This is a genomic window from Paraburkholderia sp. ZP32-5 (genome assembly GCF_021390495.1).
In the GTDB taxonomy this organism is placed as follows: domain Bacteria; phylum Pseudomonadota; class Gammaproteobacteria; order Burkholderiales; family Burkholderiaceae; genus Paraburkholderia.
Window position 1 is genome coordinate 2,503,062 of record NZ_JAJEJP010000002.1, and the last position, 20,395, is coordinate 2,523,456.

Here is a 20,395-nt window from a genome sequence, read left to right on the forward strand (position 1 = left end):
ACATAACAATCCGGAGACAAAACGTGACGTTTCAAACGATCGACGTAACCGAACTCATCGAACGCGAGAAGACCGGCTACGGGCAGTATCTCGTCGTATTGCTGTGCGCGCTGCTGATGTTCCTCGACGGCTTCGATACTCAAGCCATCAGCTATATCGTGCCGGCACTGTCGAAGGCGTGGCATTTGCCGCGCGAGATTCTCGGTTCGATTTTCTCGGCCGCGCTGGTTGGCCTGATGATCGGCTATCTCGCGATTGCACCGCTATCCGCGCGCTTCGGCCATAAGCGGATGATGGTCACGAGCACGCTGCTGTTCGCGGTGTTCACGATGCTCACCGTGTTCGCCACCAACGTGTTCGAACTGATCGGCCTGCGGTTTCTGACCGGTATCGGCCTCGGCGCCGCGGCGCCGAGTGCGGTTGCGCTCACCTGCGAGTTCGCGCCGAAGCGCTTGCGCTCCACGTTCGTTCTGCTCGTGTATTGCGGGTTCTCGCTCGGCTTCGTCGTCGCCGGACTCGTATCGGGAGCGCTGATGCCGACGTACGGCTGGAAGTCGCTGATGCTGGTCGGCGCCATCGCACCGATCGCGCTTGCCGCGCCGCTCGCGTGGCTGCTGCCCGAATCGCTCGGCTTCCTGAAGCGCCAGCCGGACGGCGCCAGCAGCATGCGCGCCGTGCTCATCCGGCTCTTCCCGCGGGCCGTGATTCCCACCGGCAGCGCATTCCGCCTCGAAGACGAAGAGCAGAAGCGCGCCAGCGTGACCGCGCTCGTACGAGGCCGCGTGACGGCCGGCACGCTGCTGCTGTGGGTGGTGTTCTTCCTGAACCTCGCCGAGTTCTACTTCATGCAGAGCTGGCTGCCGACGATGCTGACCGGCCTCAAATACGAGCCTGCGACGGTCGTGTGGGTCACCGCGCTGCCAACTATTGCGGGTGTGCTCTCTGCCGTGCCGCTCGGCCTCGCGATGGACCGCGTTGGCCCGTACGCGACGCTGACGACGCTATACGTAGTCGGCGGCGTATTCATGTGGCTCGTGGCCGGTGCGTTCTCGGGCAGCGTTGCGTGGCTGATGGTCACCGTGTTCTGCGCGGGCTTCTGCATCAGCGGCGGCCAGAAGAGCGTGATCGCGCTCGCCGCCATCTACTACCCGCAGAGCCTCCGCTCGACCGGTGTCGGCTGGGCACTCGGTATCGGCCGGCTCGGCGGCATCGCCGGACCGCTGGTCGCGGGCATGCTGTATGCCGCGCACTGGACGCCCTCCGCGATCTTCTCGTTCTCGGCGTTGCCGGTGCTCGTGGCAGGCATCGGCGTGTTCGCGATGGGACGCGTCTATCGCGAGCGCCCGATCGCCGCCGAAACATCGGCTGTGCATTAGCGGCTCGAACCCTTCCCCCTCTCAAGCTTCTTTACAACGACAGACGCAGACCTTATCCCCGCCACGGCGGGGAGGAGTCGACGCGTCCCCACATCGGAGACACGATGAAAAAAACTACTGTCGCACTCGCCGCGCTTTCGTTTGGCGCTTCATTGACTGCTGCAAATACCGCACACGCGCAAAGCTCGGTCACGCTGTATGGCCTCATCGACGCCGGGATCGTCTACGTCAATAGTCAGTCGGGCCACTCGAATATCGAATCGGTGACCGGCCCGACCAACGGCAGCCGCTTCGGCCTACGCGGCAACGAGGATCTCGGCGGCGGACTGAGCGCGATCTTCACACTCGAAAACGGCTTCGACGTATCGAACGGCAAGATGCTGCAAAACAACCGTTTATTCGGACGTCAGGCGTATGTCGGGCTATCGGACAAACGCTACGGCGCGCTAACGCTTGGCCGTCAGTACGACCCGATGACCGAGATCATCGGCACGTTTGCCGCGACGTCGATGTGGGCATGGCTCGGCACCCATCCGGGCGACTTCGACAACCTGAACTCCACGTTCCGCGTGAATAACGCGGTGAAATACAGCTCACCGGTTTTCGGCGGATTGCGGGCCACGGGCCTGTTTGCCCCAGGTGGCGTGGCGGGCAATTTCGCGTCGGACCGTGTGTACGCTTTTGGGCTGCACTATGTGCGAGGGCCGTTCAGCGCCGCGCTGGCCTACGACTCGATCAACGACCCATCGACGTCGGTGCTCGACAGCGCAATCGCACCCGGCGCCCCCGGCTATACGTCGCCGTCGAAGACACCGCAATTCGGCGGCTACGCGTCCGCGAGCGCGTGGAAGATCTTCGGCGCGGCGCTCGGCTATCGGATCGGCGACGGCGTCGTCCACCTCGTCTATACGAACACGCGCTTTCAGAATATCGTGCGTACCCCGTCGACGCCGAACGTCGGCACCGCGGTGTTCAACAGCTACGAAATCAACGGCCAGTACGCGCTCACGCCGACGTTTTCGCTCGGCGCGTCGTTCGACTACACGAAAACGGCCACGGCGAAATATCAGCAGGTCGACTTCGGGCCGAACTACAAGCTGTCCAAGCGCACCGATATCGACCTCGTCGGCGTCTGGCAGCATGCGTCCGGTATCGATTCGACCGGCCATGCGGCCGTCGCGTCGATCAGCACGCTCGGCCAGTCATCGACGCCGACGCAGGTCGCGGTGAGGCTGTCGTTGCGGCACCGGTTCTAGGCATCGAGAAGACGCGGTGAGCCGCTTGCGTCCACGATCGTTACTCCCCCGCGACATAACAGTAGCGGCAGGACGTTCGGAAGCTACGGCTTATTCCACAGGGGTCGATAAGTCGTGCACGCTCGCGACCAGAATCATGTCGCTGGCATTGGGTGGTTCTGTACCGTTACGGAGTTGAGGACGAAAAATCCGGTCGCCGCGCCGGACCGGCTTGCCCGTTAGCCGGCACGTCCCGCTCATGCGCGCACTTCCTGGCCGCCATCGTTGATCGACAAACCGGCCGAGCGTCGGATCACTCCACGAAACCAGCAAGGTGGCATTTGCTTGCAGTTCGATCCCGATGATTACCAACGCGCCTGTCGAAGTACGCATAGGGCATTCGCGATATCCGTCTTGCGGACGCGGGGAAATTTTTTGGGTAACAGGACGCGGAAGCCTCCTTTCTTCAACCAACCAATAGACGATGCCAGGCCAGGGGTCAAGAGCTGCCAAAGTTGGACCTCCAATCACGCTTCGGGTTAATTCATTTGTCTCATCGCATGTGTACGAATAACGGTTAGGTGGCATTCGAAAGCGGACTTTGCGTGGACGTGAGATACAGAGGCAGCGCCGGGCGAGTACTCGGCTTCTATAGCGACGAGCGATTTGCAGCGCGGATTGAAGAATTCATTCTGTACCATCGGCGGCACGAATAGAAGAATCAAGATTCGCGATTTTCGTGTGTACCAAGAACTTGGAGCTGCGCGGGTTTGTCAGGCTGTGGGGGCGCCTTCGAGTTGGCGTGACATCGAAGAATTGCTCTTCGAGCCGGGGCGGGACTGTGATGGGCGAGAGGGTGTGGTGCTGGCGTGGCAGGTCCGGCACGTCGTGACCAATTCGACGTGACAACACCCGGGTGACGTGTATTAACGGTTCTTGTATTGGATTGGACCAGTCACCCGGCTGTCTTTCACTGTGATAGTCGGAATTACTTCAGCGGAGCCGTGTAGGGCTTATCGTCGGTGTCCACCACGATCACCGCGAGCAGCTTCGCGGACCTGGACTTGCTTGCATTGCGACTGATTCGATGAATCGAACCGGGAGGTTCAAAAAAACTTTCACCGGCGTGGTAGATCCGTATTGGCGCGTCGTCGATTTGTGTTTCGATATCGCCTGACACCACATAGGCAAAGATCGATGCCGACTTCGCGTGTTCGTACGCCGGCGACGCGCCACCGGGGGCATAGTCGAGCGTGACGGCAATCAACGACTTGCCGGGCATGTTGGGGATGGCCTGCGCGAGGCTCGGTACTATCGTTTCGCCCGAGCCTTGTGCCGCGGCCGGCAGCGCGGCGGCAAACATCGCGGCCGTCAGGACGGTGGAGATCAGCAATCGGATATTCATAAAATGGGTCCTTTGTTTGGACAGTGACATTATCGTCTGCCACTGAATCGCAAGAAAGAACCAAGAATACGAAACCCTCGTGTACTAAGCGCCGATCAGAACACCGCCTGAAATTCAACCTCAGAGATTAACCTACATCGCCGCAGTGGCTGCGTCGATGTACAAGCTGCACAAGATGCAACCACAACCCTAGCGCTTACCGAGAATTTTGCTGCGTTCGCGATCCGGGTTAATCAGGAAAAATGCAACGATCGCACAGCCGACCACGAACAGCCCTTCCCAATGAAAACCCGAGTGTGAGCCTTCGACGATCGTGCTATATGAATCTACGATCTTGCCGAACAGCACTGGCGTGATCATGCCGGCAGTCGTCAGAATCGCGTTCATGATCGCGAAGACTGCACCGCGTTGACGTTCAGGGCAGAACTGGCCAACCATCAGCGGACCGAGTGTCAGGAAACTCGTACCGAGCGTAAAGGCCGGCGCGATCATGATGATGTTCAGAATGCCTGCCGACGTCGAAGACATACCGAGAATAGCAAGACCTGAAATCAGCAGGCTCGCGCACGCTACGCCACCCCGTGCTATCCGGCCCGACACGCCACGCTCGCTCAGACGCTGCGAAATATAGGCGGTCCCAGGCAGCGATATCATCCACACGATCGATGCGATGACGAAGATGTTAGCTGTCTGCCCAGCACTGTAGCCGAGCGATTTCGTCAGATAGCGTGCGACCCAGACGGTGTTCAGCGAAATCAGCGTATACGACGCGAATCCGCCGATGTAAAACCCGATGGCAGTCGGATTAAACAGCAGTTTCGCAAACGACACCGAGGCACTCGACGATTCCTGCCCGCTATGTTCGTTGACCGTTCCCTCCTTGCCAACGAACAGCCAGATCACGCACCAGATGACCGCGACGGCGCCGACAAAGCCATAGGCCGCGTGCCAGTTGTAATCCCGAATGATCGGCACGAGCACCGGCGCGATGATGCCGGTGCCAATCGAAGCGCCGGAGATCACGACGCTGGTGGGAATAGCGCGTGCGCGGTCGGGAAACCATTTATGCACCGCATGAATCTGGATAGCGAAAGCCGGTCCTTCGGCAGCCCCAAGAAGCATGCGGCTCAACAGAAGCCCGGTGAATGTCACATGCCCCATCATCGGAATCAGGGATAGTGCCCACAACGCACACATCCAGAACATGATCATCTTTGTCGAGAATCGAATCGACAAGATTCCGGCGAGCATGCCGGCAAACGGAAAGAGGAAGTAGAAGGCGCTGCCGAGTTCGCCAAATTGTGTATTAGTCAGCTGAAGCTCGCTGACCATCTGATTGCCGGATAAACCGAAGACGGTCTTCGCCGCGTAATTGATAACCTGAAAGATGAACAGCAGGATAACGATCTTCCAGGCGTCGCGTCTGCTCCACGCGTCGTTCCTGCTGTGTTCCGATATCTGCAAAGTTTCCATGGCAGTCTTCTGAATTGGGAGGACGAGGCGGCTGGAGCACCGGCCCATCGCGGCACTGGGAGCGTGAGAGGCGTCGAAGAAGGGGTAATCAGCGTTGCCAGGTGCACGCCTAACGGATACCGCGACGGCGAATATTTCGTCGTGCAGATCCGCGCCGCGCTACCCGGCAATCCGCGATGAACGTTCTATTAGCGGAAGAGCTTCGGCTGCGTTCGCGCGTCAGGGTTGGTCAACCAGTCGAGCTTGCGGCAAAAGTAATTCCACGAATGCTCTACGTGCACCGGGCTCATGATCTGCGAATTGCGCCGCGCGCGAATCGGAGCGGTTGGCATCGACGTCTGAAAGCCCGCGCTGGCGCCTACGATATGCGCCTTCGCCGCCTTCTCCAGGAATACACCCACACAGGTTGCGTGTTCGATCGACGTACCGCAGAAGGTGACGCCATGATTGCTCAGCAGCACCGCGAAATGCGGACCCATCGCCTTCGCCATCGCCACGCCTTCGCTTACCGCGGTGATCAGCGCTACGTCATCTACGTGCCGCGGTACTTCACCGAAGTAATCGGCATCCAGCGTGAATGGACGCAACGGTTCCGTCGACGACGACATCACGCAGCTATAGAACGGATGCGTGTGAGCCACGACATTGACGTCGGGCCGCAGGCGCAGTACCTCCGAGTGAATAGGCCATTCCGAATGGCGGCCGCCCTCTCCTTCCAGCTTCTCGCCGTCGAAAGAGACGAGCACGAAGTCTTCCGGACCGCACACCTCGCCCAAGCCGATCCGGTTGCGTTTCATCCAGAAGCCACGGCCATCCGGATCGCGCAACGACAGATGGCCCAGCGTCAGGTCACCGTGTCCTTCCATTTCCAGAATTCGACAAGCGCGAGCCAGTTTGTCGAGCGATTCATTGAGTGATGAATTTTCTGCCATTTCTATTCCTTTACTGAACGTGCGTACGTGTGGGTGTCGAGATCAATGCGCGTCGTGTGAAACCCAGCGCGAAACGAAAAGCAGGATCCGGTCAAGCACCAGTCCGACGAGCCCGACGGCAAGCATCCCCGCATATAGCCGGTCATAGCGGAAAGATGCGCCTGCAAAAGCAACGTAGAAACCCAGACCGTGCGTATCGCCGATCATTTCGGTCACGATCACGACCGTCATTCCGATCGGAAGCGCAATACGAAGGCCGTTAAGGATGCCCGGCAGCGCCGCCGGAATCAGCACATGACGCAGTAGCGCCCCCTGACTCATTCCCATGTTCTGCCCGGCCCAGACGATTTCGCGCGCGGTGGCCCTGCTTGCCAGATGCGTAGCCACTACGACCGGATACAGACATTCGAGCGCGGCGAAAGCGATCTTCGACGGCGAGCCGATACCGAACACGAACGTAAGGATCGGAAACAGCGCGATCTTCGGCACCGGATAGCCCGCGAAGAACACGGGTTCGAACAGATACTCGAACCATTTCACGCGGGCGAGCGCGAAACCGATCAGCACGCCAGCCACCGAGCCGATCGCGAAACCGGCGAGCGTCCTTTCGGTGGTGATCAGCGCGTGATACGGAAGGTTGCCAGACAGCAAGTCGTCGACGAATGCCGCCAATACCTTGCCGAGCGACGGCAGCACGCGCGGCGAGATGAGCCCCGAAAGCGCGAGACACTGCCACAGCAATAACACGAGCGGCACCGAATACCACGCGCGCGTGCCGGCCCAGATACGTTTGAGCGCAATCATCGCTTCGCCTCCTCGGTGCCGAGCAGCGCGCCGCGCAGCACGCGCTTGCGCACGGCCATCAATACGCGGTCGGCGATAAAACCCAACAGGCCGTACGCAACCACGCCTGTCAGCACGATGTCGTAGCGTCCCCAGTCTTCGCCCTCGGAAATGAAAAGGCTCAGGCCTGTTTTTGCACCGATCAACTCGGCCGCGAATAGCGACACGAACGACAGCGCAAGTGCAACGCGCAGTCCCGCGAAAATGCCAGGCAGCGTGGCGGGCAATACCACCAGCAGCAGCATCGTTGGAAACGGCGTCTCGGCATTGCGCGCGACCCACAGCAGATGCTTGTCCATTTGCTGCACCGCATGTTGAGCCGCGAGAAACACCGGAAACGACACGCTCAATGCGACGATCGCCGTCTGCGTCGCGCCGGATAGCCCGAAAATAAGCAGCACGATCGGCAGAAAAGCGATTTTCGGCACCGGGTAGACAAACGCCACCAGCGGATCAGCGAATTCACTCACTCCCTTCGACATGCCGGCAAGCAGGCCGGTAGCAACACCGATCGTCGAGCCGATTGCAAAGCCGCCGATGAGCCGGACCAGACTGTCGCGCGTATAGGGCCATAGTTCGCCTTCTCCGGCCAGCTCGCGCAGTGCCCCCAGGATCGCACTCGGGTACGACAGATAGAGCGGCAGCTTGCCGGTCACGCCGAGCCATTGCCACAGCATCAGCACGATGACCGGCACCGCGACCCGGCCCGCCATATAAGGCAGGCTCCGCCACGCTGCACGACGCGGCTGCGCGGCAACGTTCAGAAGAGCGCTCATACGATCCGCTCCACTTCACGCGCCTTGATCACTTCTTCGCGCAACGCTTCCCACAACGTTGTGCGCAGCTCGAAGAAACGCTGCGATTTCCGGAACGACTCGAAATCGAAGCCATCCCGGTCCACTTTCAGATCGAGCTTGATTTGAGCCGGTCTGGTGGAGAACACAACCACGCGCGTAGCCAACGTCACGGCCTCGTCGATATCGTGCGTGACGAACAGCACGGTGCGGCGATGCCGCATCCAGATATTGCCGAGCTCTTCCTGCAACAGCTCGCGGTTTTGCGCATCGAGCGCGCCGAACGGCTCGTCCATCAACATGATGCGCGGCTCGAGCGCCAGCATGCGCGCAAGCGCGACACGCTGCTTCATGCCACCGCTCAATTGCGCCGGATACAGACTGCCGCCTTGCGGCAGTCCAATCATCGTCAGCAATTCGGCGACGCGCGCCGCGCGTGCGTCCGCGGACGCGCCTGCGATACGCATCGGCCACGCGATGTTGTCCGCCACCGTTGCCCACGGAAACAGCGAATAGCCCTGGAACATCATGCCGCGATCGCGGCCCGGCCGACTGATCGGCTTGCCATCGACGAGAATCTCACCGCCACTCAACTGATCGAACCCGCCCGCCATGTGCAGGAACGTGCTCTTGCCGCAACCGGAAGGCCCGAGAATAGCGAGAAACTCACCCTCCTCGACCGCCAGATTGAAACCATCCAGCGTGGCGACCGGGCCTTTCGGCGTTGCAAATACTTTGCGCACACCGCGCGCTTCGAGAATCGGCATTGCGTTTATTCCTTCGGCAGCCAGGACATGTCTACGAGTTGATTCACATCCGCCGGCTTGCGTTGGATACCGTTCTTGATCAGGATGTCCTGCATTTTCGCGAGCGTTTGCACGTCGACGTGGTCGGTCGGGTCGCGATAGTAGTCGGCCATCGACAGATACACAGGCGGCGCCACGCGCACCTGGTGCGCGCTGATCAGCGCTTCGCGCGCGTCCTTCGTATGGTCGTCGTAATAGCGCGTCGACGTGACGAGATCCTTGACGAACGAATGCACTGCAGCCGGATTTTTCTTCAGGATGTCCGGCGAAGCGATCACGAGCATCAGCTCCTGATCGAACGGCACCGCGTCGCGCGACGTGAATAGCGGCCGCACGCCGCCTTGCGTTTCCTCCGTGCTGGCAAACGGCTGCGGAAACACGCCAACGTCGATCATTCCGGAGCGCAATGCCTGACCTTGCGCGGGAAAGCTGACGGGCACGAACGTCACGTCGCGATTCGGGTCAAGGCCGTTCTTCTCGAGTACGAGTTTTGCCCACAGGTGCGTCGAACTGTTCAGCGCATCGATGCCGATCTTCTTTCCCTTCAGATCCTTGATCGACTTGATCGGCGAGTTGCTGTTCACCAGATAGGTGGTCTGAAAACCATTGGCGCTTTCGCGCGACAGCGACGCAATGACTTTGAATTTCGTGCCTTCCGACGCAGCGAGCAATGCGGCATTCGCGCTGGTCGTAATGAAGTCGAGCGCGCCCGCTTCGAACGCCTGGAAGCGCTTATCGTTGCCGGCAAAGCGCGTGACGTCGAGTGTGTAGTCCTTGCCCTGCCCCGGGGTAATCGTCGGCTTCGCGCTCATCAACCAAAGCTGTTCCTCACCCGCGCCGCCGATGCCGACACGCAGGGCCGCCGGATCGGCGTGCGCAATTGCAGCAGTCAGCATGGCCCCGGCTAGCACGGCGGCACGCGCGATCGCACGTGCGACGAGGAACGGATTGGACGCACTTCTACTTCTCATAAGGTCACCTCGCTTCTGAACATGAAGAGTCTGGCTTTTGTTCCATTAATGGAACGATGTTTTGTTTATGGTTCAACCTATTCTACTTCGCTAGAAATCGCTAACGAAAAACTTTTTGCGATTTTTATCGGCGGACTGCTCGCGGGAGGTGATTGATGTGAGCGTCGACGTGCCGGCGAGTACTCTTGAGCCAGAGAACTTGTGCCGGATTCATTCACTTGCGCGCGCGATGGAGTGCGAATGTGAAAGTATTACCGAGGTACTGGAGATTCGGCCGTACAGGTCCGACCAGAATCAGAAGATGTCCGCCTACCGTACTTCTGAAAGACCATCCGCAATTTTTTGTTGTGCTAGTGCGCGGAGAGAGAAAGCAGAACCGTCTGGGTACGGTTCTGCTTATGGGCCTACTGCTTATGGTTCTACTTTGGCAGCCTGTCATAAAAGACTGCAACGAATACTGTGTACACGCGCTCCGCGGATTCGCGGAGCAATTCGCGGAATTGGAGTCAATTACATTCCGAAAGAAAGCAGCAGAGAAGCGTCTGGCCAATTCACTGCGATGCAACAGCGCAACGCTGGGCCAGCAATACAGTCGGATCGCCGTCGTTGGGTCGATACCCGAGACGCTGCGATACATCGAGTGCCGCACCGCAAACCGCCGTGACGAGCGGTTCCTGTTTGGCGGTCTCGCCGAGGTCCGAGCGCGGCATCGTGGCCGTCAACGCGGCGACGACGTGGCCACTAAGATTGCGCACGGGAGCGGTGACGACCGAGATGCCACGCTCGAACGAAGCCTCGCTCGTCGCATAGCCAAGCACGGCAGTTGTGCGAATGCGCTTGTGAAGTTCACCGACCGACGTCGGCGTCTGATCGGTGAAGCGCTCCAGTTTCCCCTCTGGATATAGCTGTTTTAGCTGATCGAGCGTCAGATCGGCCATCAGTATCTGGCCATGCACTGTCGCGTGAGCCGGCAGGCGCGTACCGACGTGTACTTTCACCGAGCTGAACATCGGTTCGTGCGCTTGAGCCTTTGCAACGAAGATCACGTCGCGTTGATCACGAACCAATAGATGAGTACTGAGCCCGGTCATATCGCGCAGCCGCTCCAGTACTGGCGTGCTGACCTCGGTGACTTCCAGCGAGTTCAGGTATTCGAAGCCCAGTCGGAGAACGGCCGGCCCCAGCGTGAAACGCCGGTCACCGCCTGCGCGCTCGAGAAAGCCGAGTGCTTCGAGCGTTTGCAATAGACGGAACGTCGTACTGCGCGGAATGCCGATCCGCTTCGATAGCTCGGGAGCACCGAGTTCTGGCTCGCGCGCAGAGAACTCCGAAAGCATGCGCAATCCCCGCTCGAGACCGGGCACCAGATACGAAGACGTCAATTCGCCATCGGAGATCTTTTCTTTTAATTCATCGCTATTGCGCAAAGCGCCGGCGTTCTTTTCGAGTGCGACTTCGGCTCGGCTCGCACGCTTTTGCGGGCGTTCGCTCGCATGACTCTTCTTCATAGGTACCTGATGTCGGCAAATATTGCTGAAGCCCGAATCATAGCGCGACGTCAGTAGCTCATCAGGCGAATAGAAAGCCTCTGGAGAATTGCACATCAATCATTCAATTCAATTTCATTTGGCCGACATCCAGACCTCCGCTACCGTCCTCTACACGTAAACCCCAGCAGAAATTGTTTTTGATCTCGCGTCCGAGAAGTCTAAGATATTCCATAGACCAAACGTTGTTTCATTACTGGAACAAACGAAAACGTTCAGCCGAGTTGTCTGCACGCAGCAGCGAGCCCAACGATCGCTGCCGAATCGAATACGTTGATACGCAAAAACTCAAGAATTCAGTCATCAATAACCTGGGGATTCAGCAGTGAAAAAAACGCTTCTTGCTTTCGGGCTGGCCACGCTTTCCGGCGCCGCATTCGCACAATCCAGCGTCACGCTGTATGGCGTGATCGATGAAGGTGTTCAATTTATGAGCAACGTCGGCGGGGGTCGCCAGTACACGCTCGACTCCGTGAGCGGACCTTGGGGATCGCGCTGGGGCATCAAGGGTACCGAAGATCTCGGTGGCGGCCTGAAGACGATCTTCACGTTGGAGTCCGGTATGAATCTGAACACCGGCGCGCTTGGCCAGGGTGGTACGTTCTTCGGACGTCAGGCATTCGTCGGCCTGACTAAAGACAACCTGGGTACCCTCACGCTCGGTCGGCAATACGACAGCGTGTCGGACATGTCGGCGGCCTTCGGTCCGCAAAGTCCGTGGGGAACGAGTGCCGGGCATCCGGGCGATCTCGACAACATGATCCGGAGCAACCGGTTCAACAACACGATCAAGTACACGAGCCCGAGTCTTGCGGGACTCGTGCTGAACGCCACGGCGACGCTTGGTGGCGTTGCTGGAGATTTCTCGCAGAACAGCGCGTACACATTCGGTGCACTCTATACGCGCAACTCGTTCGTGACGGGCGCGGCGTATGAATTCGTAAAGAATCCGTCGAACGCCGGCGCGCCGTTGAACAGCAATGCGAATGCGGTGTCTCCAGCGACGACCCACATCTTTACGCCGCTGAACTCGGGCTATCTCGCGGGTAATGCGCCCGCTACGTCGTGGCAGGATATCGTCGCCGGCGCCGCTTATACGTTTGGTCCGTACGGCATCGGGGTCAACTATTCGAATGTCCGATACGGAAACATCGGCAACCTCGGCGGCGCCTCGGCCACCTTCAACACCGTCGAGATCAACGGTAAGTACCAGTTCAATCCGCTCTGGTTTATCGGCCTCGTTTATAGCTACACGAAGGGCAATGCGGTCGTCGGCAATCTTGGCAACCAGCATTTCAACCAGGCCGGTTTCCTCATCGACAATCTGCTGTCCAAGAGAACCGAACTCTACTTTGAAGGGGTCTATCAGGTCGCGAGCGGTACGAACTCTCTGGGTCGTCCTGCGAGGGCGGACATCGACTCGCTCGGCGAGTCGTCATCTAATAACCAGCTCTTTGTGCGGCTCGCATTGCGGCACAAGTTCTAATTGGAGTTGACCGGCGGCCGAGTACTCTGCGCCGATCACTTTGTTGTGCAAACACGAAAAGACCCGTAACGCCCTGCGCGATACGGGTCTTTTCGCTTCTACATGACGACGGTAGTCGTAGCTCGCTACCCTGAACGAGTGCTGCCGTTCGCATGGGTTGTCCGTTAAACGGACACCTTGATACTTTCACGTGGACTGGCTTATGCCACCGCTCTAGAGTTGGAATCAGAAGGGACTTACAACCAGAACGGAGCGTTTCCATGTCGAGTAACGGCACCCCCGAACAACCTGCAGCGCTGCCTCGCCTCAAACCCGCGGACTTCCAGCGAACCGGACCCGGCACGCCCGCTGGCCGCTTTATGCGGCTGTTCTGGCATCCGGTCTTCCACTCGGCTGATCTGAAACCCGGCAAGGCCAAGCCGATCAAGATCATGAATGTCCAATACACGCTTTATCGTGGCGAAGACGGCCAGCCACATCTGACACAGTTTCGCTGCCCGCACCGTGGTACCCAACTCTCCGTCGGTTGGGTCGAGGGAGACAGCATTCGCTGCCGCTATCACGGCTGGAAGTTCGGTTCGTCCGGTGCGTGCGAAGCCCAGCCGGCAGAGCCCAAACCATTCCTCGACAGAATCAAACTCGAAACCTATCCGTGCCGCGATTACCTCGGCTTCGTGTTCGCCTACCTTGGCGACGGTGAACCACCGGAGATGCCGCGTTATCCGGAATTCGAGAACTTCGACGGCATTCTCGATCACGACAGTTGTGTGCGAGGATGCAACTACTTCAACGATATGGACAACGGCGGTGACCACGCTCATTCCGGCTTTGCCCACCGCAACAATCCGGGGGCTTTCGACGGATTCGCCGAATGTCCCGTGATGGATGCGGAAGAAAGCGACTGGGGAATGACCATCTACACGCAGTTCTCAGGCGACAACACCCGCATCTCGCAGTTCGGCATGCCCAACATCATGCATTTCAAAGGGCAGCCGATCGATCCCGGCGTTGCGATCTTCCGTGAATTGCTGTCCTGGTGGGTGCCGATCGATGACGAAAGCCACATGCTGTTCCTCGTCGCTCGGGTCGAAGTGACCGGCGACAAGGCGCGCGAATACCTGGAGCGCAAAGAACGGCGGCTTGCCGCTCGCATTAGCGATGGCATGGAGATCGCCATGCGCGTATTGCGCGGTGAACTCGAACTCGACGAACTCGATCCGGAGACGTGTCAGTTGTTGCATATTCAGGATCACGTAGTCCAGGTCGGACAGGGTGTACTCGCGAATTACGATGCCGAGAATCTCGGCCGCTCCGATCGGCAAATGGTTCTGCGCCGTCGCATCTGGACCAGAGAGCTCACCGCGATGCTGGCCGGTGCTCCAATGAAACGCTGGCATCACGACCCCACGAAGATAAAACTCTGGCGTGGCTCGCTGGAACAGGTGTACGAGAAACAGCGCGAATTACGTAGCGACCAGACCGTAATTTCCTAGTGCCAGGCTCACAGCCTTCGTCGCAATGCGGGCGCCGCCGCGCCGCGAACCGCGCCGTGTCGAAGTAACCTTCAAGCTCCGGCGGCGACTGCCGCCGGACGGTGCAACGAGACAGCAATCTTATGCGATCGAATAGTGCGACCCGCCTGCTGCAACTGATGAAGGTGCTCAATCAAAACGGGGCGAGCAGTGTCCAGGCTTTGCACGAGGAGACTGGCCTTTCGCGCGCGGCGATCTACCGTTTGCTCGCCATCCTGCAACAGTTGGGCTACGCCGAGCAGTTGCAGGACCAGGCGCGCTTCCAGCTTACCCTCGCCGTGCATGAGTTGAGCGACCGGGTCAGCGATAGCGAGCGTCTCACCGCCATCGCCACACCACTGATGCGGGATCTGCAACGGGACGTACTTTGGCCCTCCTCGCTACAGATATTCAGCAGAGGGCGCATGGTCACACGCGCTACCACGCGGCCCTATAGTCCCTTCGTATTCGACAGCGGCCATATCGGCGCCGACTACGCGGTTCTGGAAACCGCCGCGGGCCGTGCTTTTCTCAGTGCCTGCTCCGAGAAGAAACGTGAGATCGTGCTCGACTTTCTCGCCTCCTCGTCTAACCCATTGGACCAGGTGGCACGCAACCCGTGGCAGGTCCGGCGCATTCTTCACGAGAATACCCGACGCGGCTACGCGGTCCGCGTCGGCGAAATACAGGCGAATACCACGAGTCTCGCCGTGCCGGTACGCGTTGGTGGCGAAGCTTTGGGCGCGCTCACTGTCTCCTATCTGAACTCCGCGATGACGCTGCAGAAGGCCGAAGCGCTGCTACTGCAGCCTTTGCTGAAGGTAGCAGATGAAGTCGAGAGGCAACTCACCGACACACCGGCTGCTGAAGACCGCACATCTGTCCGCTCATAACTCCGCACGACAAGCGATCAAATGAACACGACTTCCCCACTAACCTTACGCGTGCAAGCGATCCGATACGAGGCCCAACGCGTTCTTGCCGTCGAACTGATGGACATCGAAGGCCATTTACTACCCGAATATGATCCCGGCGCCCACATCGATCTGCACCTGCCGAATGGCATCGTGCGTAGCTATTCCCTATTGGGTAACCCGGCGCATCGGGATCGATACACGGTAGGAATCTTGCTCGATGCGACTAGCCGTGGCGGATCGCGCTACGTACACGAGCAATTGCGGATGGGTACGCTACTTAAAATTGATGGTCCGCGTAACCACTTCACACTCGACGCAGACGCATCCAATTCCGTGCTGATTGCAGGTGGAATAGGCATCACGCCGATCGTCTGCATGGCGCGGCGTCTCGCCGAACAAGGCCGCCAGTTCAGCGTGCTGTACTGCGCGCGCTCACGCGCCGAAGCGGCATTCGTGGCTGAGCTATCCATGCTCGGTGACACCGTGCAGTTTCACTTCGACGACGAGCAAAGTGGGCCGCCCGATTTGAACGCCGTGCTCGCCGCTCAGCCTCGTGACGCTCATTTCTATTGCTGCGGCCCCGATCCGATGCTCCGCGCGTTTGAATCTTCATGTGCATCGCTCGGATATCCGCATGTTCACGTAGAACGCTTCGCGGCGGATCAGTGCATGACAGCGGCCCAGCATAGCGAATACTCGGTAACGCTGGCACGCAGCGGAACCGAGTTACGGGTAACCACTGGAACGACACTGCTGGACACACTGCTCGCTGCAGGCATCGACGTCGATTACAGCTGCAGGGAGGGGATATGCGGTTCCTGCGAAACTCGTGTACTGGACGGCATTCCAGATCACCGCGATAGCATATTGAGCAGAAGCGAGCGTGAATCGAATACTACGATGATGATCTGCGTCTCCGGTTGCAAGAGCAAACGGCTCGTGCTCGATCTATAGTTTTCGTGCATGCCCGCGAAGCGAGGTCGATCGGGATCGGTGAATACCAACGCCTGAGAAAGCCGAGGTCATTTCAGCCCCGGCGTCTTCATGTATCGGCGCTCCACCGCATCGACAGGTGGACGATAGTTGAGCCGCAACGACAGTTCGATGGCCGCCGAGCGCACCTGGTCGATCAACTCCGATTCGAGCTTCTGCTCGCCGATTTCGGCACGCGGAATCGTCACCGTGACCACCGCGACGATGTGCGCCGCGTCATTGCGCACCGGCGCCGTGATCACCGAAATTCCGTGCTCGAACGATGACTCGCTGATCGCGTAGCCCCGCTCCACGTCTTCACGAATCTTTTCGTACAGTTGCTCGACGGTGGCCGGCGTCCGCGACGTGAACTGCTGCAACTGTTGCTCCGGATACAGCTCACGCAGTTGTTCGAGCGACAGGTCGCCCATCAACGCGTGCCCGTGAATCGTTGCATGCGCAGGCAGCCGCGTGCCGACGTTGACCTTCACCGACGAGAACATCAGGTCGTGGCTCTGCGCCTTCGCGATGAAAACGACGTCCCGTCCGTCGCGGATCGCGATATGACTGGTGTAGCCGGTCTGGTCGCGCAGCCGTTCGAGAACGGGAGCGCCGAAATCGGTCAGTTCAAGCGAACTCAGGTACTCGAAGCCGAGCCGCAGCACAGCGACGCCAAGCCGATAATTGCGCTCGGCGCGTTCGGCCCGTTCGAGAAAGCCAAGCGATTCGAGCGTCTGTAGCAAACGGAATACCGTCGTGCGCGGAATGCCGAGTCGACGTGCGAGTTCCGGTGGACCAAGCTGCGGCTCGCGTGGCGAGAACTCAGTCAGGATCCGCAAGCCGCGTTCGAGCCCGGGCACTGGGCACTGCCCGTCCTTCACGTCGTTTTGTTCGTCGTCTTCGTTTTTTTTCATGGTGTCAGTCGTTGATCCGTCTGGCCGCGTGCCGTTCGAACCAGCTTCAACTCGCGCGCCGCCGCACACGGCGCTCGACAGGCACTAATGGCCATGGGCAACGATGAGGCCGATCACGACCACCGCCACGATCGCCGCCGCTCCCCATCGCCACGACGACGCAAACGCTGTTTGCCCGCGGGCTGGCTCGTGCTGCCGTGCGTGAGGTACGGACTCTGCAATCGCGGCAGCAGGTTCAGATGTATCGAGCACCGTCTCATTCGATGCCTCATTCGAAACATCGTCAGTTGAAGACGCACCGACCCGCTCATTGAACGCCGTGAAAAAATCCTCGGCAATTTTTCGCCCCACGCCGTCGATCAGCCGCGAGCCGATCTGTGCGAGCTTGCCGCCGACCTGCACCTTGACCGCATACGACATCCGCGTACCGCCAGGCTCCGCCGCCAGCTTCACCGACGCGTCGCCTTTGCCAAATCCCGCCGCGCCGCCGTTGCCCTGGAACGTCAGCGCATACGAGTCGGGCGGCACCACGTCGCGCAACACGAGCTTGCCGTTGAAACGCGCCTTGACCGGCCCCACCGATGCCGCGACAACAACCTTGTATTCGTCGTCGGCAACCGCTTCGATCGATTCGCAACCGTTGATGCACGCCTTCAGGATTTCCGGGTCATTCAGTGCCTGCCAGACCTTGTCCTGCACCTGCGCGATAAATTGTTCGCCCTGCAACTCCATACGCGCTACGCCTCCGTCGTTGCCTGCTGAATTGCGCTCCAGACCTTCTCGGCAGTGAGCGGCGTCGTAATGTGCCGCACACCGAGATGCCATAGCGCGTCGACCACCGCATTGCCGATCGCCGCGGGTGCGCCGATCGTGCCGCTCTCGCTTCCGCCCTTCGAGCCGAGCGGATTGCTCGGTGCGGGCGTTTCGATCAGTGTCGTGTGCAGATTGGGCATGCAGTCGGCACGCGGCAGCGCGTAATCGGTGAAGCTGCCGGTGATCAGCTGTCCGCTGTCGCGGTCGTATACGACCTGTTCGAGCAGCGCCTGACCCAGCCCCTGCGCGAGTCCGCCATGCACCTGGCCTTCGACGATCATCGGATTGATCACGGTGCCGCAGTCGTCCGCCGTGAAGTAGTCGGTGCACTTCACGACGCCGGTCTCCGGATCGACGATCACCACTGCCAGATGCATCGCCTGCGGATCGTTCGAGTCGGGCGGATCGTAGAACGACGTCGCTTCGAGACCCGGCGTGATCGAACCGTCCTTCGGCAGGTTCGCGCCGTGGTACACGATGTCGGCGACCTGTGCGAACGAGATGCGCTTGTCGGTGCCCTCGACGCTGAACACCGAGTGCTCGTATGTCAGCGCCTCCGGCTTGCAGCCGAGCAGATGCGCGGCGAGCCGCGCGGCCTTGTCCTTCACTTCGCCGGCCGCGCGGAAGATCGCGGACCCCGCAACCGATACCGAACGTCCGCCCCACGTTCCATTGCCGTACGGAATCTTGTCGGTGTCGCCTTCGAGCACCGTGATGTGATCGACCGGAATGCCAAGCCTCTCGGCCGCGATCGCCGCATAGGTGATCCGGTGCCCCTGGCCATGGCAATGCGTGCCGGCAAACACCGTCACTCGACCATCGGTATGAACGCGCACGACCACCGTTTCATAACCACCGTGCAGACCGCCGCGCGATGCGAGATTCGCGCTCGGCCCCGTGCCGGCCTTATCGAGGAAGCAAGCCAGACCGATCCCCATCAGCACACCCCGTTGACGAAGCGCGGCTTGCCGCGCTCTGAGGCTCGGGTAGTCGGCGATATCCAGCAGCTTGTCGAACAGCAGCTTCGGATTGCCGCTGTCGTAGCGGCGGCCGCTCGGTGCAGGATACGGGAAGTCGGCGGCGTCGATCAGGTTCAGCTTGCGCAATGCGACGGTATCGATGCCCAGTTCGCGCGCGCCATTCTCGACCAGCCGTTCGTTGACCCAGCACGCCTCGGGCCGGCCGGAACCCCGATATGCATCGACCGGCACGGTATTCGTATAGACACCGCGCACACGCAGGAACAGATTCGGCGTGCGATACAGGCCGGTGATCGTCTGCGGATACGAATTGCCCGGAATGCTCGGCGCGAAATTGCTCAGATAGCCGCCGAGTGCCGCGAGCGTGTCTACGTAAAGCGCGACAATCCGGCCATCCGCGTCGAACCCCATGCGTGCCACCGAGTAGTGATCGCGCGCCTGGGTATCCGACATCAATGCCTCGGAGCGAGTCGAGGTCCACTTGACCGGCCGGCCGACGAGGCGCGATGCCCACACCACGGTCGACACCTCCGCCGGAAAGTTGCCCTTGATTCCGAAGCTGCCGCCGATCGCCGGCGAGATCACCTGCAACTTGTGTTCGGGGATAAACAGCGCATACACGGCGAGCCATCGGCGCAGGTAATGCGGTTGCTGGCTCTGCGCGTATAGCGTGTAGCGCTCGTCGCCCGCGTCGTAGCTGCACACGTATGAGCGCGGCTCGATCGGACTCGCCGCGAGACGGTTGCTCGGCAGCACCAGTTCGACGACCTTGTGCGCGGACGCGAGCGCGGCTTCCGTCGCTTGCGCATCGCCCTTGCGCACATCGAACACGACGTTGGTGCCGAACTGCTCGTGCACGAGCGGCGCGTCATTATCGAGCGCACGCGATACGTCGGTGACCGACAGCAGTTCCTCGAAGTCGAGCTGGATCAACTCGACCGCCTGCAGCGCGATATCGCGCGTTTCCGCGATCACCGCCGCGATGATGTCGCCGACGTGGCGCACCCGATCTTTCGCGAACGTCGGACGCGTCGCGGTGTTCATCGGCTTGCCGTCGCTGAACGGCATCGGATGCACGACGGTCAGCTCGCCGAGCCCCGCCTCCGCCCAATCGGCCGCGGTGATCACGCGCAGCACGCCGGCGAGCGCGCGCGCCTCGGATGTATCGATGTCGAGAATCTTCGCGTGCGCATATGGGCTGCGCAGAAACACGCAATACGCCATGTCCCGCAGTTGCACATCGTCGACATACTGGCCTTGACCGGTCAGCAGCTTGCGGTCTTCCGGGCGCAGCAGCGGCTTGCCGATGTATTGGGTTCCGGCCACTTCCGCCGGTTCGATACCGATGACTCGCTGCTCTGCGACCGCGCTGTCCGTGCCGGCCCCATCGCTATAGATTGCTTTCATGCATGCGTCTCCT

At 60.0% G+C, this 20,395-nt stretch carries 18 protein-coding genes; 6 read left to right on the top strand and 12 right to left on the bottom strand.

Features of this window, described 5'->3' with window-relative positions:
* Window positions 1-23: 23 nt before the first annotated feature.
* Both L0U82_RS29945 and L0U82_RS29950 read left to right on the top strand, forming a co-directional pair.
* Window positions 24-1,376 (top strand): MFS transporter, encoded by a 1,353-nt coding sequence (locus L0U82_RS29945; RefSeq protein ID WP_233836736.1) that lies wholly within the window; start codon window positions 24-26, stop codon window positions 1,374-1,376.
* A gap of 104 nt (window positions 1,377-1,480) precedes the next feature.
* Window positions 1,481-2,632, top strand: coding sequence for a porin (locus L0U82_RS29950; RefSeq protein ID WP_233836737.1), 1,152 nt, complete (start codon window positions 1,481-1,483; stop codon window positions 2,630-2,632).
* Window positions 2,633-2,722: 90 nt separating this feature from the next.
* On the opposite strand, the gene L0U82_RS29955 is transcribed toward L0U82_RS29950, so the two are convergent.
* The 9 genes from L0U82_RS29955 to L0U82_RS29995 form a co-directional block, all read right to left on the bottom strand.
* Window positions 2,723-3,124 (bottom strand): DUF3331 domain-containing protein, encoded by a 402-nt coding sequence (locus L0U82_RS29955; RefSeq protein WP_233836738.1) that lies wholly within the window; start codon window positions 3,122-3,124, stop codon window positions 2,723-2,725.
* Window positions 3,125-3,599: 475 nt separating this feature from the next.
* A complete protein-coding gene (locus tag L0U82_RS29960) occupies window positions 3,600-4,016 on the bottom strand; it encodes a cupin domain-containing protein (protein WP_233837555.1) in 417 nt (138 codons plus the stop codon).
* Window positions 4,017-4,205: 189 nt separating this feature from the next.
* The gene (locus L0U82_RS29965; RefSeq protein WP_233836740.1) at window positions 4,206-5,489 is read right to left on the bottom strand and encodes an MFS transporter; all 1,284 of its coding nucleotides are present in this window, start codon (window positions 5,487-5,489) and stop codon (window positions 4,206-4,208) included.
* 188 nt (window positions 5,490-5,677) lie between these two features.
* The gene (locus L0U82_RS29970) at window positions 5,678-6,421 is read right to left on the bottom strand and encodes a class II aldolase/adducin family protein (protein WP_233836742.1); all 744 of its coding nucleotides are present in this window, start codon (window positions 6,419-6,421) and stop codon (window positions 5,678-5,680) included.
* A 42-nt stretch (window positions 6,422-6,463) separates the two neighbouring features.
* Window positions 6,464-7,225: an ABC transporter permease gene (locus L0U82_RS29975; protein WP_233836744.1), complete on the bottom strand. Its 762-nt coding sequence runs from the start codon at window positions 7,223-7,225 to the stop codon at window positions 6,464-6,466.
* Window positions 7,222-8,040: an ABC transporter permease gene (locus tag L0U82_RS29980; protein WP_233836746.1), complete on the bottom strand. Its 819-nt coding sequence runs from the start codon at window positions 8,038-8,040 to the stop codon at window positions 7,222-7,224. The genes L0U82_RS29975 and L0U82_RS29980 overlap by 4 nt, the downstream gene beginning before the upstream one ends.
* Window positions 8,037-8,825 (bottom strand): ABC transporter ATP-binding protein, encoded by a 789-nt coding sequence (locus L0U82_RS29985; RefSeq protein WP_233836747.1) that lies wholly within the window; start codon window positions 8,823-8,825, stop codon window positions 8,037-8,039. The genes L0U82_RS29980 and L0U82_RS29985 overlap by 4 nt, the downstream gene beginning before the upstream one ends.
* Before the next feature lie 5 nt (window positions 8,826-8,830).
* The gene (locus L0U82_RS29990; RefSeq protein WP_233836748.1) at window positions 8,831-9,835 is read right to left on the bottom strand and encodes an ABC transporter substrate-binding protein; all 1,005 of its coding nucleotides are present in this window, start codon (window positions 9,833-9,835) and stop codon (window positions 8,831-8,833) included.
* 551 nt (window positions 9,836-10,386) lie between these two features.
* Window positions 10,387-11,343 carry an IclR family transcriptional regulator gene (locus L0U82_RS29995; protein ID WP_233836749.1) on the bottom strand — a complete coding sequence of 319 codons (957 nt, stop codon included), beginning with the start codon at window positions 11,341-11,343 and terminating at the stop codon, window positions 10,387-10,389.
* A gap of 364 nt (window positions 11,344-11,707) precedes the next feature.
* Here L0U82_RS29995 and L0U82_RS30000 point away from each other — a divergent pair, with 364 nt between their 5' ends.
* From L0U82_RS30000 to L0U82_RS30015, 4 genes are all read left to right on the top strand, one after another.
* The gene (locus tag L0U82_RS30000) at window positions 11,708-12,868 is read left to right on the top strand and encodes a porin (RefSeq protein WP_233836750.1); all 1,161 of its coding nucleotides are present in this window, start codon (window positions 11,708-11,710) and stop codon (window positions 12,866-12,868) included.
* Window positions 12,869-13,128: 260 nt separating this feature from the next.
* Entirely contained in the window at window positions 13,129-14,361 is a 1,233-nt protein-coding gene (locus L0U82_RS30005) for a Rieske 2Fe-2S domain-containing protein (RefSeq protein WP_233836751.1), read from the top strand.
* 122 nt (window positions 14,362-14,483) lie between these two features.
* Window positions 14,484-15,272, top strand: a complete 789-nt coding sequence (locus tag L0U82_RS30010) for a helix-turn-helix domain-containing protein (protein WP_233836753.1) — start codon at window positions 14,484-14,486, stop codon at window positions 15,270-15,272.
* Window positions 15,273-15,293: 21 nt separating this feature from the next.
* Complete coding sequence (locus tag L0U82_RS30015) at window positions 15,294-16,250, top strand: PDR/VanB family oxidoreductase (protein WP_233836755.1); 957 nt, start codon at window positions 15,294-15,296, stop codon at window positions 16,248-16,250.
* 68 nt (window positions 16,251-16,318) lie between these two features.
* Here L0U82_RS30015 and L0U82_RS30020 read toward each other — a convergent pair whose 3' ends face one another.
* From L0U82_RS30020 to L0U82_RS30030, 3 genes are all read right to left on the bottom strand, one after another.
* Window positions 16,319-17,182: an IclR family transcriptional regulator gene (locus L0U82_RS30020; RefSeq protein ID WP_233836757.1), complete on the bottom strand. Its 864-nt coding sequence runs from the start codon at window positions 17,180-17,182 to the stop codon at window positions 16,319-16,321.
* An 84-nt stretch (window positions 17,183-17,266) separates the two neighbouring features.
* Window positions 17,267-17,914: an SRPBCC family protein gene (locus tag L0U82_RS30025; RefSeq protein WP_233836758.1), complete on the bottom strand. Its 648-nt coding sequence runs from the start codon at window positions 17,912-17,914 to the stop codon at window positions 17,267-17,269.
* A gap of 5 nt (window positions 17,915-17,919) precedes the next feature.
* Window positions 17,920-20,382, bottom strand: a complete 2,463-nt coding sequence (locus tag L0U82_RS30030; protein ID WP_233836759.1) for a xanthine dehydrogenase family protein molybdopterin-binding subunit — start codon at window positions 20,380-20,382, stop codon at window positions 17,920-17,922.
* Between the last annotated feature and the right edge of the window lie 13 nt (window positions 20,383-20,395).

Excerpts from the sequence above, each read along its gene's own strand:
- L0U82_RS29950 (WP_233836737.1), top strand. The coding sequence starts at position 1,481 with ATGAAAAAAACTACTGTCGCACTCGCCGCGCTTTCGTTTGGCGCTTCA.
- L0U82_RS29960 (WP_233837555.1), bottom strand. The coding sequence starts at position 4,016 with ATGAATATCCGATTGCTGATCTCCACCGTCCTGACGGCCGCGATGTTT.
- L0U82_RS29965 (WP_233836740.1), bottom strand. The coding sequence starts at position 5,489 with ATGGAAACTTTGCAGATATCGGAACACAGCAGGAACGACGCGTGGAGC.
- L0U82_RS29970 (WP_233836742.1), bottom strand. The coding sequence starts at position 6,421 with ATGGCAGAAAATTCATCACTCAATGAATCGCTCGACAAACTGGCTCGC.
- L0U82_RS29975 (WP_233836744.1), bottom strand. The coding sequence starts at position 7,225 with ATGATTGCGCTCAAACGTATCTGGGCCGGCACGCGCGCGTGGTATTCG.
- L0U82_RS29980 (WP_233836746.1), bottom strand. The coding sequence starts at position 8,040 with ATGAGCGCTCTTCTGAACGTTGCCGCGCAGCCGCGTCGTGCAGCGTGG.
- L0U82_RS29985 (WP_233836747.1), bottom strand. The coding sequence starts at position 8,825 with ATGCCGATTCTCGAAGCGCGCGGTGTGCGCAAAGTATTTGCAACGCCG.
- L0U82_RS29990 (WP_233836748.1), bottom strand. The coding sequence starts at position 9,835 with ATGAGAAGTAGAAGTGCGTCCAATCCGTTCCTCGTCGCACGTGCGATC.
- L0U82_RS29995 (WP_233836749.1), bottom strand. The coding sequence starts at position 11,343 with ATGAAGAAGAGTCATGCGAGCGAACGCCCGCAAAAGCGTGCGAGCCGA.
- L0U82_RS30005 (WP_233836751.1), top strand. The coding sequence starts at position 13,129 with ATGTCGAGTAACGGCACCCCCGAACAACCTGCAGCGCTGCCTCGCCTC.
- L0U82_RS30010 (WP_233836753.1), top strand. The coding sequence starts at position 14,484 with ATGCGATCGAATAGTGCGACCCGCCTGCTGCAACTGATGAAGGTGCTC.
- L0U82_RS30015 (WP_233836755.1), top strand. The coding sequence starts at position 15,294 with ATGAACACGACTTCCCCACTAACCTTACGCGTGCAAGCGATCCGATAC.
- L0U82_RS30020 (WP_233836757.1), bottom strand. The coding sequence starts at position 17,182 with ATGAAAAAAAACGAAGACGACGAACAAAACGACGTGAAGGACGGGCAG.
- L0U82_RS30025 (WP_233836758.1), bottom strand. The coding sequence starts at position 17,914 with ATGGAGTTGCAGGGCGAACAATTTATCGCGCAGGTGCAGGACAAGGTC.
- L0U82_RS30030 (WP_233836759.1), bottom strand. The coding sequence starts at position 20,382 with ATGAAAGCAATCTATAGCGATGGGGCCGGCACGGACAGCGCGGTCGCA.